10 protein-coding genes and 1 pseudogene are annotated in these 12,992 nt (G+C 50.3%); 6 read left to right on the plus strand and 5 right to left on the minus strand.

The window, feature by feature from the left end:
• A pseudogene (locus ACJHVI_RS10265) lies at positions 1-131 on the plus strand (IS30 family transposase); the annotation flags it as partial.
• Positions 132-190: 59 nt separating this feature from the next.
• On the opposite strand, the gene ACJHVI_RS10270 reads toward ACJHVI_RS10265, so the two are convergent.
• On the minus strand, positions 191-1,513 hold the full coding sequence (locus tag ACJHVI_RS10270; protein WP_483184639.1) for an anaerobic C4-dicarboxylate transporter: 1,323 nt from the start codon (positions 1,511-1,513) through the stop codon (positions 191-193).
• 75 nt (positions 1,514-1,588) lie between these two features.
• Positions 1,589-2,986, minus strand: a complete 1,398-nt coding sequence (gene aspA / locus ACJHVI_RS10275; RefSeq protein ID WP_483184640.1) for an aspartate ammonia-lyase — start codon at positions 2,984-2,986, stop codon at positions 1,589-1,591.
• A 206-nt stretch (positions 2,987-3,192) separates the two neighbouring features.
• Here aspA and ACJHVI_RS10280 point away from each other — a divergent pair, with 206 nt between their 5' ends.
• Entirely contained in the window at positions 3,193-4,482 is a 1,290-nt protein-coding gene (locus ACJHVI_RS10280) for a putative DNA modification/repair radical SAM protein (RefSeq protein WP_483184641.1), read from the plus strand.
• Positions 4,460-5,221 (plus strand): TIGR03915 family putative DNA repair protein, encoded by a 762-nt coding sequence (locus ACJHVI_RS10285; protein ID WP_483184642.1) that lies wholly within the window; start codon positions 4,460-4,462, stop codon positions 5,219-5,221. The genes ACJHVI_RS10280 and ACJHVI_RS10285 overlap by 23 nt, the downstream gene beginning before the upstream one ends.
• 7 nt (positions 5,222-5,228) lie before the next feature.
• Here ACJHVI_RS10285 and ACJHVI_RS10290 read toward each other — a convergent pair whose 3' ends face one another.
• The 3 genes from ACJHVI_RS10290 to ACJHVI_RS10300 are packed head-to-tail and all read right to left on the minus strand — an operon-like array spanning position 5,229 to position 8,252.
• The gene (locus ACJHVI_RS10290) at positions 5,229-5,975 is read right to left on the minus strand and encodes an amino acid ABC transporter ATP-binding protein (RefSeq protein ID WP_483184643.1); all 747 of its coding nucleotides are present in this window, start codon (positions 5,973-5,975) and stop codon (positions 5,229-5,231) included.
• A gap of 1 nt (position 5,976) precedes the next feature.
• Positions 5,977-7,080, minus strand: a complete 1,104-nt coding sequence (locus tag ACJHVI_RS10295) for an amino acid ABC transporter permease (protein WP_483184644.1) — start codon at positions 7,078-7,080, stop codon at positions 5,977-5,979.
• The gene (locus tag ACJHVI_RS10300; protein WP_483184645.1) at positions 7,080-8,252 is read right to left on the minus strand and encodes an amino acid ABC transporter permease; all 1,173 of its coding nucleotides are present in this window, start codon (positions 8,250-8,252) and stop codon (positions 7,080-7,082) included. The genes ACJHVI_RS10295 and ACJHVI_RS10300 overlap by 1 nt, the downstream gene beginning before the upstream one ends.
• A gap of 86 nt (positions 8,253-8,338) precedes the next feature.
• Between ACJHVI_RS10300 and ACJHVI_RS10305 the strand changes: the two genes are divergently transcribed.
• From ACJHVI_RS10305 to ACJHVI_RS10315, 3 genes are all read left to right on the plus strand, one after another.
• The gene (locus ACJHVI_RS10305; protein ID WP_483184646.1) at positions 8,339-10,273 is read left to right on the plus strand and encodes an ATP-binding cassette domain-containing protein; all 1,935 of its coding nucleotides are present in this window, start codon (positions 8,339-8,341) and stop codon (positions 10,271-10,273) included.
• Positions 10,274-10,309: 36 nt separating this feature from the next.
• Positions 10,310-10,855, plus strand: coding sequence for a hypothetical protein (locus ACJHVI_RS10310; RefSeq protein ID WP_483184647.1), 546 nt, complete (start codon positions 10,310-10,312; stop codon positions 10,853-10,855).
• Between the two features lie 73 nt (positions 10,856-10,928).
• Positions 10,929-12,650, plus strand: coding sequence for an AMP-binding protein (locus ACJHVI_RS10315; protein ID WP_483184648.1), 1,722 nt, complete (start codon positions 10,929-10,931; stop codon positions 12,648-12,650).
• The last annotated feature ends 342 nt before the right edge of the window (positions 12,651-12,992 follow it).

Below are 12,992 nucleotides of genomic sequence, written 5' to 3' on the forward strand. Positions count from 1 at the left end.
AGGATATAAACCGGTGGAGCGATGATTATATTCAATTGGTCGTCGACAAATTAAATCTACGACCGAGAAAGTGTTTAGGCTGGAAAACACCTTATGAAGGTTACTTTAAAAAAGTATTGCACTTGGTTTGACAATTCAAGGCGCATAAAAACGCCCGCATTGCAGGCGTTTTACTTTGAGCAATAGCTGATTACAAAAACAGATTGGCAAAAAGCAAGCCGAAGGCAAGACTAAATGCCATGCTCAGCAATCCCGGTATCATAAAGCTATGATTAAAGATATATTTACCGATTTTTGTGGTTTTCGTGGTGTCGAAGTCAATAGAAGCGATAATCGGACCGTAGTTCGGAATGAAGAAATAACCGTTAACCGCCACAAAGACGCCGATCAATATCGGCGCAGGAATGCCTAATCCGATAGCTAAGGGGAATAATGTTGCCACGGTGGCTCCTTGGCTATTGACCAAAACAGAGAGCAGGAATAAGGCAAAAGCGAATGTCCAAGGCGCGGTTTGCACCAATCCTGAGACCATTTCTTTTACTTCGCTCATATGCGCCTGCATCAGCGTATCGCCTAACCAAGCAATACCAAAGATAGCAATCACGGCACGCATACCGGCATGGAAAACCGAACCTTTGGTAATGGCATCGGCATTAGGTTTGCAGAAGAGAATAATCAGCGCGCCAATTGTCAGCATAATGATTTCGATGGTGTGCGCCATACCCATGGCTTTACCCTCAAAGCTCGGACGCAGTTCCGGCATCGCGCCCATAATGACCACTAAAATTGCGCCAAATAAGAACAATCCTACCGATAATTTGGCGGAAGCGGTAATTTTTTGCTGACTTAAGGTTTCGCCTACATTGCTTTCTTTGGCATAGTTAGGGTCTTGTAAAAGTGCTAAATATTGCGGATCTTGATTGAGTTCTTTACCCATTTTATTGACAAAAACGCAAGCAAGTCCCAAGCCGAGAAGGGTGGCAGGGATGGTTACTTTCAACACATCACCGAGATGAATGCCCTGCGGCTCAAGGTAATTCACTACCGCAACCACTGCCGCTGCAATCGGGCTGGCGACAATGGCAAATTGCGAAGCAATGACCGCCATTGATAAAGGGCGCTCGGGGCGCACGCCGTTATGGCGGCTGACTTCCGCAATTACAGGCAAGACCGAATAGGCGACGTGTCCGGTGCCGGCAAGCACGGTAAAGGTCCAAGTTACGGCAGGTGCCATGAAAGTGATGTATTTGGGATTGCGGCGTAAAATATTGGCGGCGATTTTAATCATATAATCCAAACCGCCTGCCGCCTGCATCGCTGCCGCAGCAGAAACGACCGCCATAATCATAAACATCACGTCAATCGGCAGTCCTGCCGGCGCAAGACCGAAGCCGAAAGTCAAAATGGCAAGCCCTAAGCCGCCGAAGACCCCCAAACCGATGCCGCCTACCCGCGCACCGACCAATATACAGAGCAAAACAATTGCAAATTGCACAAAAAACATAACAGACATAATAGATTAACTCATGAAGACACTATTAATTAATCAGATTAGCCGAAACATGAAGCTTCGGCTAATCTTCCCCCATCAAGCCTTACGCGGATATACCATGTTTTCAGGCGCGATAATTTCGTCCAACTTAGCTTTATCCAGCAAGCCTTCCGATAAAACGATGTCGTAAACGCTGCCGCCTGTTTGCTGCGCGACGCGCGCCACATGGCTGGAAGCTTCATAGCCGATATGCGGATTCAAAGCGGTTACCAGTCCGATATTCGACAAGACTTGTTCGCGGCAATGTTCTTCATTCATTTCAATGCCGTCGATACATTTGCGCGCAAAGGTTTCGCAGATATGCGCCAACATATTGATGCCGGTGAATAAATTAAAGGCAATGACAGGTTCGAAAACATTGAGCTGCAATTGTCCGGCTTCAGAAGCCAAGGCGACGGAATGGTCGATACCCATGACATGGAAGCAGGCCTGATTGACCACTTCGGGAATCACGGGATTGACTTTGCCCGGCATGATGGAACTGCCCGGCTGCATTTCTGGCAGACGGTATTGCGCCAATCCTGCACGTGGACCGGAAGATTGCAGGCGCAAATCATTGGCGATTTTCGATAAACGCGTCGCTAATAAACGCAAATTGCCGGATAGGGCGACATATACACTGGTGTCTTGCGTGGCTTGGACCAAATCCGCAGCGGTGTGATAAGGCTTGCCGGTCAGATTGGCAAGTGCCGCCGCGCAAGCTTCCGCATAGCCCGCCGGTGCATTTAAGCCGGTGCCGATGGCGGTGGCGCCCATATTGATTTCATAGAGTTGCTCGCGGGTTTGCTCGATGCGCGCCATTTCTTTTTCAATCATGGTCGCAAAGGATTGGAATTCCTGTCCTGCCGTCATGGGCACCGCATCTTGCAAATGGGTGCGTCCCATTTTTAATTTGTCGCCAAAGGCTTTGCTTTTATTGAGGAAGCTGTCGTGCAGAATTTGCATTTTGCCTAAAAGACGGACGCAGTAATCGTCAAGGGCGAGATGCAGGGCGGTAGGGTAGGCGTCATTGGTAGATTGCGAGAGATTGACGTGGTTATTCGGGTGGACGAATTGATATTGTCCTTTTTCATGTCCCAGTAATTCCAAAGCACGGTTGGCAATCACTTCATTGGCATTCATATTGGTGGAAGTGCCGGCACCGCCTTGGAACATATCCACAATGAATTGCTCATGTAATTGATTTGCCAATAATTCATCGCAGGTGGAGCAAATAGCGTCTTTAATCTCTGCCGCCAATACGCCGACTTCATGGTTGGCAATCGCCGCCGCTTTTTTCACATTGGCAAAAGCGCGGATGAAGGTGGAAAATTGATGCAGACGCACATTGGTTACATTGAAGTTTTCAAAGGCACGCAGGGTTTGAATGCCGTAATAGGCATCGGCGGGAATGTCTCGATAACCGAGTAAATCATGTTCTTGACGAGTGCTCATTCAGTGCTCCTTTTCTCTGTTAATCACTGACGATATTGTAAAGTTTTTAGTAAAAGATATAAAGTCTTTTGAGGTTTTTATTGTTTATTACTTTATTTTTCGTTGAAATTTTGTTGATTGATCTTGACTTGCTAGCTGTTACCTATTTTTCCGTCATGAAAAAAACATGGTTTTCTTTGTATAATGCGCTGCTTGGCGGGGGAAAAATGAATACGGAAAAATTACTGAAAAAATTAGGGATTTTGGCGGATGCTGCCAAATACGACGTTTCTTGCTCTTCCAGCGGCGGCAAAAGGCAGAACGGCGGTGCCGGCATGGGCAATTCCGCCGCCTCGGGCATTTGCCACAGCTTCACGCCGGACGGGCGCTGCATTTCCCTCTTGAAAATCCTGCTGACGAATCATTGCATTTACGATTGTGCTTACTGCGTGTCAAGGCGCAGCAACGATATTGCGAGGGCGGCATTTACGGTGCAGGAAGTTGTTGATTTAACGCTGAATTTTTACCGACGCAATTATATTGAAGGGCTGTTTTTGAGTTCCGGCATTTTCAAAAATCCCGATTACACCATGGAACGCTTGGTGCTGATTGCCAAAAAACTGCGCTTGGAGCATCAGTTTCACGGTTATATTCATTTGAAGACCATTCCCAAAGCCTCGCCGGAATTGCTTGACGAAGCGGGTTTGTATGCCGATCGTCTCAGCATCAATATGGAGATTCCGACCATTTCGGGCTTGAAATTATTAGCGCCCGAGAAGAATCATCAGGATATGACCCAGCCAATGCGCCATATCAATAACAGTATTATCGCGCATCAAGACAGCCGCCGCCGTTTGCGCAGCACGCCCAAATTCGCCCCTGCAGGACAAAGCACGCAGTTCATTATCGGTGCGACGGGGGAAACGGATAAACAGGTCATTCAGGCGGCGGATCATTTTTACCGCGCATACGGCTTGAAGCGGATTTATTATTCGGGCTATGTGCCGGTCTTGGCGGATAAACGCCTGCCGGAGGTGTCGGCGCAAGTGCCGCTACGGCGGGAAAACCGCCTTTATCAGGCGGATTGGCTGATGCGTTTTTACGGTTTTGCCGCGCAGGAGCTGGTCGATAACAGTCAGCCTTTTTTGGATTTGGATATCGATCCCAAATTGGCTTGGGCTTTGCGTCACCGCCATGTGTTTCCGATTCGTCTGCAAACGGCGGCTTTGGAAATGATTCTGCGCGTGCCGGGAATTGGTTTGAAATCGGCGCGGAAAATCATTCAGGCAAGGCGCTATCGACGTATTACGTTGGAGATATTAAAGCAGATGGGCGTGGCGACGAATCGCGCCCGCTATTTCATCGATTTGGCGGAAACGCTTACCAGCACCGCCGAATTGGATAATCCGCACCTGCGCGAGCTGCTGCTTGCCGACAGCCGCAGCAAATGGCAGCGCGGCAGCAGCGGCGGCATGCAGCAAATGGCTTTGTTTGATGGCATATCAACTGATTTATGACGGCAGCTTTGAGGGCTTATTAAGCGCGGTTTTCCATGTTTATGCGGCGAAACTGCCGCTGGAGGCGGTCGGCATTAGCGCGCAGACGCAGACGCAAAGCGGGGATTTATTCGCCCAATCGATATGGATTGCCAGGAATGCCGAGCAGGCGGAGCGGGTTTTCAAACGCCTGCAACAGCAATTGCACAGAGGCGCAGACAGGCAATTGCTTTACGGGTTTCTGTATGCGGATCCTGCGATGGCGGATACCTTTCTGCGCCTTGTGCGTCAGGCATTGGCGCATCCGCAGCGCGGTTTTTTTGCCGATAAGGGCAATCCCGATGTGCTGCAATGGGGAAAATGGGCGCAGGCGGTGAGCAAGGAAAAGCATCGCATGGAAGCCTTTGTGCGTTTTGAAGCGCATGATAATGAGCTCTTTTTTGCCGGTATTGCGCCGGATTACGATATTTTGGCGCTGATTGCGCCGCATTTTCGCCGCCGCTATCCGCAGATGCGCTGGGCGATATACGACCGCCGCCGCGCCTACGGCATTTATCATGAAGACGGACGGCTCATGCTGCTGGATACGCTACTGGAGCAGGCAAGAAAAACGCAGCTAAGCGAAGCGGAAGCGCATTATCAAGCGCTGTGGCGGCAGTATTTTAAGAGCACGACGATTGACAACCGCCGCAATGCACCGCTGCAAGCCAGACGGATGCCGCGCCGCTATTGGCGCTATCTGACGGAATTGCAGCCTTAGCGGCGTGTTAATGCTGATTGTGCAAAATCTGGCTGAGGAATTCTTGGGCGCGCGGATGTTTGGGCGCTTGGAAAAATTGCTCGGGACTGTCGATTTCGATGATTTGCCCTTTGTCCATAAAGACGACGCGGTCGGCGACTTGGCGGGCAAAGCCCATTTCATGGGTCACGCAGAGCATGGTGATATTGCTTTCTTCCGCCAACTCTATCATCACATCCAGCACTTCTTTAATCATTTCGGGGTCGAGGGCGGAGGTGGGTTCGTCAAATAAAATGACTTCGCAATCCATGCACAGGGTGCGGGCGATGGCGACGCGCTGCTGCTGTCCGCCGGAGAGTTGTCCGGGAAATTTTTCCGCCTGCTCGGCAATGCCGACGCGTTCGAGGAATTGCCGCGCTTTGTCTTCCGCCGCCTGCTTGGGCAGACGTTTGACCCAAATCGGCCCGAGCGTGAGATTGTCCAAGATACTGAGATGCGGAAAGAGGTTGAATTGCTGAAAGACCATGCCGACTTTGCGCCGCAGATTGCGAGTTTGCTGCAAGCTGCCGTCCAGCAGTTCGCCGTCTAGGTAGATACGCCCTTCTTGGTAGTCTTCTAAGCGGTTGATGCAGCGGATGAGGGAGGATTTGCCCGAGCCGGAAGGTCCGCAGATGACAAGGCGTTCGCCGCGCGCGACTTCAAGAGTAATCTCTTTGAGGGCATGGAATTTGCCGTACCATTTATTGAGCGCCTGTATTGAAATCATGGGATTCATATTAGTGTCCTTGATGATAATGTTTTTCCACGCGGTAGCTGAAGCGCGTCATGCCGTAGCAGATAATGAAATAGACGAGGGCGGTAAAGGCATAGCCTTCCATGCCCAGCCCCAGCCATTCGGGGGATTGGCTGGCGGAATGCACGATGCCTAGGAAGTCGTATAAGCCGATGATAGAGACGAGGGTGGTTTCTTTGAACAGTCCCACATAGGTATTGGTAATGGCGGGAATGACGAGGCGCAGGGCTTGCGGCAGGATAATCAGGCGCATTTTCTGCCAGTAGCTGAGTGCAATGCTGTCGGCGGCTTCGTATTGTCCTTTAGATAGTCCTTGCAAGCCGCCGCGCACGACTTCCGCCATGTAGGCGGAGGCGAATAATGCCACGCCGATAAGGGCGCGGATGAGGTTGTCTATCGTCATGCCGGTCGGGAAAAACAGCGGCAGCATGATGGATGACATGAAAAGTATCAGAATCAGCGGCACGCCGCGCCATAATTCGATAAAGCCGATGCAGAGCCAGCGAATCAGGGGCATGTCGGAGCTGCGTCCCAGAGCCAGCAAAATGCCCAGCGGCAGGGAAAAGAGAATGCCCGCCGAGCTAATGACAAGGCTTAACATCATGCCGCCCCATTTATTGGTCGGCACGGATTCCAAACCGAAACTGCCGCCGCGCAGCAATATCCAGCAGATAATCGGCATCAGGAGCATATTGGCAAGCACCGCCGAATGGCGGACGTGCTTTTTGGAGAAGATGACCGAGAGCAGAAACAGCGGCACAATTAAAAAGAATACTAAGGTTACGCGCCAGCGTTCTTCATCGGGATAGAAGCCGTAGAAAAATTGCCCCAAGCGCGCGCCGATAAAAGGCCAGCAAGCGCCTTCATGAAGGGCGCAGGCGGCTTTGTCGCTGCCCTGCCAAGTGGCGTCGATAATCAGCCATTTGACAAGCGGCGGCAGTATCCATGCAAGAAAAAGTAGGCTGAACAGGGTCAGCAGACTATTGCCCCAACTGGAGAAGAGACGCTGTTTGAGACAAGCAGTCAAGCCGGTGCTGCCGGCAGGTGCGGGACGTTCGGAAAGATAGTCGTACATCTGCGGAGTCATTAGCGTTCCTTAATCGCGCTGCGGCGGTTGTAGAGGTTCATGGCGAGTGAAATCAGCAGGCTGATGCTAAGGTAGATCGCCATAGTAATGGCGATGATTTCAATCGCGCGTCCTGTTTGGTTGAGCGCCGTGCCGGTAAATACCGAGACCAAATCGGGGTAGGCAATGGCGGCGGCAAGTGAGGAGTTTTTCACGACGTTTAGATATTGATTACTCAGCGGCGGAATGATGACGCGCAATGCCTGCGGCAGAATGACGAGCCGCATGATGCGGCTTTGCGGCAAGCCTAATGAGACGGCGGCTTCGCTTTGTCCTTTGGCTACCGATTGAATGCCGGCGCGGACGTATTCGGCGATGTAGGCGGCGCTGTATAGGGTCAGGGCGAGCCAGAGGGCGGCAAATTCGGGCAGGACGGTAATGCCGCCGCGGTAGTTAAAGCCGCTTAAAACCGGCAGTTCGTAGTCATCGGGGCTGATATTGGCGAAATAGTAGATAAGCGGGGCGGCGATTATCAACAGGGGATAGAGCCAAGCAAGAGAAAGAATGTTGCCGCTTTTTTGCTGGCGGCGACGGTTCCAATAATGCAGGGCGAAGCTCAATAGCAAAGCGGCAAGGGCAATCAGCAATGTTTGTTGCAAAAGCGGTTGCCAATGCGGGGCGGCGAGGCTGAGACCGCGATTGCTCAATACGGCTAGGCAGCTTTGGTTTTCGTCGCAGCCGAGGGTCAGGGTGCTGGCGCGCGGCATGGGCAGAACGGATAGCACCGCGAAATACCAAAAGAAGATTTGCAGGAGCAGGGGGATGTTGCGGAAAACGTCGATATAAATGCCGGTCAGGGCGGAAACCAGCCAGTTTTTAGACAGACGCAGGATGCCGCAGAGGATGCCGAGTAGGGTAGCGGCGCTGCCGGCAAGAGCGGAGAGCAGCAAGGTGTTGAGCAGTCCGACGAGGAGAACGCGGGCGATGGAGTCGTCATGCGTGTAGGGAATGAGGCTTTGGTCGATATCAAAACCGGCGCGGCTGCCGAGAAAAGCGAAATCCACGCTTTGCCCGATTTGTTGCAGATTATTGCGGGCGTTGTGGGCGAAAAAGGCAAGGCAGGCAATGACGAGCAGAAAAGCGATGAGTTGAAAACACAGGCGGCGGGTATTGGGTCGCGATAAAAAAGTCATAAATAGGCAGTCTCAAAACAAGTGCGCATGATACCGCAAAGCCGCTGATGCTAAAATAACCTTTTCTTATATGTTCGGGAATGCCTATGCCTTTATTAAGCGCGCGTGATTTGTCTTTAGCTTTCGGTTGGAAACCTTTGCTGGATAAAGTGAATTTCAGTATTGAAAAAGGGGAGAAAATCGCTCTTTTAGGTCGCAACGGCGAGGGAAAATCGACTTTGTTAAATGTGATTCGCGGTCTGCACAGTCCTGATGAGGGCGAGATTCAGGCGGCGCAAGGTCTGCAAATCGCCTATTTGCCGCAAGATCCGCCGGCGGCGGATGCGCGTTCGGTGGCGGAGGTTCTGCGCGAGGAAATGCAGGAAGTCTATCAGGCGATTGCCGATTATCAGCGTTTGTCCGCCGATTTCAAGGACAGCGACAGCGCGGAATTGGCGCGTTTGGAGAGTTTGATTCAAGCGGCGGACGGCTGGACTTTAGAGGCGCGGATTGAGCAGTTGCTGACGCAGTTCGGCTTGAATGCTCAGGCAAAGATGGCGGAGTTGTCGGGCGGTTGGCGGCGGCGCGTGTGGCTGGCGCGCGTATTGTTGCGCAAACCGGATATTTTGCTGCTCGACGAGCCGACCAACCATTTGGATATCGGCGCCATTACTTGGCTGGAGCAGTTTTTGCAGCGTTTTGCCGGCGCGGTGATTTTCGTTACGCATGACCGCGCTTTCATGCGCGCGGTGGCTAATCGGATTTGGGAATTGGATCGCGGACGTTTGCTGGATGTGGCGGCGGATTATGCGCGCTTTTTGCGTACGCGCGAGGAAGTTCTGCATGCGGAGGCGCAGGCGCAGGCGCGTTTCGATAAGAAATTGGCGGAAGAAGAAGTGTGGATTCGTCAGGGAATCAAGGCACGACGCACGCGCAACGAAGGGCGGGTGCGGGCGCTGAAAGCCATGCGTATGGAGCGCGCGCGGCGGATTGCGCAGCAGGGTAAGGCAAACATCAGCATCGATGCCGGAGAACGTAGCGGCAAGCAAGTGATTGTGGCGGAAAATGTACATTTTGTACATGAGCATGCGCCCGCCATGATTGTGAATTTCAGCGATATTATCGAGCGCGGCGAAAAAATCGGTTTAATCGGTGCGAACGGGGTCGGCAAAACGACCTTGCTGAACGTACTGCTGGGGAAACTTGAGCCACAGCAGGGCAGTGTGCGCTTAGGTACGCAGTTGGAAATTGCTTATTTCGACCAGTTGCGCAGTCAGTTAAATGAGCAGGACACTTTGCGCGAGAGTTTGGGACAAGGCAAGGATTTCATCGAAATCAACGGCGGACGCAAACATGTCGCCGCCTATTTGCAGGATTTCCTCTTTCCGCCCGAGCGTTGGAATACGCCGGTATCTGCGCTTTCCGGCGGCGAGCGAGCGCGTTTGATGCTGGCAAAATTATTGGCGCAACCGGCGAATCTTTTGGTTTTAGATGAACCGACTAATGATTTGGACGTGGAAACTTTAGAGTTATTGGAAGAAATGCTGGACGGCTATAAAGGCACGGTGCTGATTGTCAGCCATGACCGCGAGTTTTTAGACGAGGTGGTGACGCGCTCTTGGGTGTTTAACCGCGCCAAATCGCGGATTGAGCAAGTGCCGGGCGGTTTTGCCGATTGGTTGGAACAAGGCGGGGCGATTGAGCAATTAGAGGCGGAAAATCCGCCGCCAAATGAGAAAAACAATCCCTCAAGACTTGAAAAAAATGCCGCCGACACAGACAATAGCAAAGCAAATGATGACAAATCAGTTAGCAAAACCAAATTAAGCTATAAATATCAGCGTGAATTGGAGGCATTGCCGGCGCGCATCGAAGCGCAGGAAGCGGAGATTGCCAAATTGGAACAACAGGTTTCCGCTGCCGATTTTTATCAGCAAAGCCATGAGCAGCAGGCTCGCGTTTATGCGGCTTTGCAGGCGGCGCAGGAGCAATTGGATGTCTTGCTCGAACGCTGGATGGATTTAGAAGCAGGGAATGTATAAACCTCATCAATTGATATTGTGTATAAGGGAGTAAAAATGTCAGAAAACATTAAAGACGTCTATTGGATGACGACAACGCGCGAAATTGCCGGCAATTACAGCTATACGCTCAATGGGCGTGAAGATACGGCTGAATATGTTGTCGAAGGCGAAGATGCTTTGCGTCAGCGATACGAGGCTTTAGTCAAACAACATGGCTTGCTCAATTTGGCACCCGATATTGCCGCTTTGCCGGCAGCGATTGATGCCGTGATGTGCAGCAAGGAAAAAACCGTTGTCCTTTTCTGTGATCAAACCGAATTAAGCAGCACCCACAAATTCAAAGGCGCGCATGACCAAATCGTGAAAATGCGCCTGAAAAACTTGGTCAGCGCCAGCCGAAACGCGGAAAACGATTGGCTGATCGGCGTGGATGATTTTCAGACGGTGATGGTGCGCAAGGCGATTGTCAGCCGCATTTATCAGGAAAATACGCATGTGATGTTCGAGTTTAAAGGCGAGCGTCCGAAATATTTGACCGATTGGGATACGACGCCGAAAGCGACGGAATACTTGGCGAAATTCCAAGAACAAATGTTGTAATGCGTTAAGCGGTATATGAATATGTCATGTGCCGCTTTTCCTTTGTATATTCAGAGAAATTTTAGAATTAACAATGGTAGAACCTAATATGATTGCAGATCCTGCTAGCCATAAACCTTGGTTATCCCAGTATCACAGCGACACTCCGCATCAACTACCGCCCGCAGAATATACGAATTTGGCGCAATTTATCGAAGATATGGTGGCGCGCTACGGCGATTTGCCGGCATTTAGCAATTTCAGAACGCGCTTAAGTTTTAATATCGTATTGCGCCGTGCAAAGGCGCTTGCCGCTTATTGGCAACAGGAATTGGGTTATCAAAAAGGCGACCGTTTGGCTTTGATGATGCCGAATATTTTGCAATATCCGGTCGTTTTATACGCCTGCTATCTCAGCGGCATTGTCGCGGTAAACGTCAATCCGCTCTATACCGCAAGAGAGCTGAAACACCAGCTCAAAGATGCCGGCGTCCGCGGCATTGTCATCGTAGAGAATTTCGCCCATACCTTTGCCGAAGTGCAAAGCGAATTGCCGCAGGTCAAAGACGTGATTATTACCCGCTTTGGCGATGAGCATCCTTTTTTCAAAGCCTGTTTGGTCAATTTTGTCGTCAAATACGTGCGCAAATTGATTCAGCCCTTTCACATCGAGCGCGCTTTGTCTTATCAAGAAGTGATGCGCAAAGGCATGCAATTATCCTTTCAGCCGGTCGAGATGGCGGCAAACGATATCGCCATGCTGCAATATACCGGCGGCACGACCGGCGTGGCGAAAGGCGCCATGCTCAGTCATGCCAATTTATTGGCCAATATCGCCCAAGTAAAGGCTTGGGTGGGCAGTGCGATTAAAGAGCCTTCGCTGATTTGTATCACGCCTTTGCCGCTGTATCATATTTTTTGCTGTACGGTAAATGCCTTATGCTTTACCAGTTTGGGTATGCATAATGTGCTGATAACCGATCCGCGCGATATGAAAAGTTTCATCAATATCTTGAAACGCCATCCTTTTACGGTAATGACGGGCTTGAATACGCTATTTAAGGGTTTGTTAAATCAGAAAGATTTTTCGCAATTGGATTTCAGCAAAGTGCGTTTTGTGGTTTCTGGCGGCATGCCGCTGGAAAAAATCGTTTCGGAGCAATGGCAGAAAGTCACCGGTAATGTGCTGATCGAAGGCTACGGTTTGACGGAAACTTCGCCGATTGTCTGTGCGAATTTGCTGGAAAATGAAGAGTTTACCGACGGTATCGGCTATCCGATGCCGGATACGGAAATCAGCATCCGCGATAATCAGGATAATCCTCTGCCTGTTGATGAAGCGGGCGAATTATGGGTGCGCGGACCGCAAGTCATGATCGGCTATTGGAATCAAACGGAAGAATCGCAGAAAGCACTGACTGCCGACGGTTGGTTTAAAACCGGCGATATTGCGCGTATGAATGCGCAAGGTTTTGTGAAAATTGTCGATCGCAAAAAAGATATGATTTTGGTCTCAGGCTTTAATGTTTATCCTAATGAAGTGGAAGCCGTGTTGTCAGAGCATCCCGCAGTGCATGAATGCGCGGTCATTAGCGTCAAACATAGCAATACCGGTGAGGCGGTAAAAGCCTTTATTGTCGCTAAGGCCAATCAGCAAATCAGCGAGCATGAATTGCGCGAATTTGCCAAGCAGCATTTGACGAACTATAAGCGCCCTAAGATTTACGAGTTTATCGAGGAATTGCCCAAATCTAATGTAGGGAAAGTCTTAAGACGTAAATTAAGCGAAAGCGAGCGGCAAAAAAATTCTGAATAATAGATTCTTAGTTATAGTCAATTCACGTCAAAATTAATCATTTTTCAATCGGTAAGTCGGATACTTGTATCCGACTTACTTCTCTATAAATTAGCAGCTTAAATGTTTATACTCAACACAATTTGTCATGGCTGGTTTTTAGGCATTTATGCCGGACTGACACACTCCATAACAAATTGTATTGGGTATAAATATCTAATAATTTGGGCAAAGGGACATTTTAGGTGCTGTTTTCGAGTTCTTTAGCCCTAAGGGACAAAATAGGTGCTATCTAGCGTTTTTTAAGCAAAATAATCTTTTATAAACTTAACCTTATTGTCCTTTCCCATGCCGCAATGACAA

It is taken from the genome of Suttonella sp. (assembly GCF_056855035.1).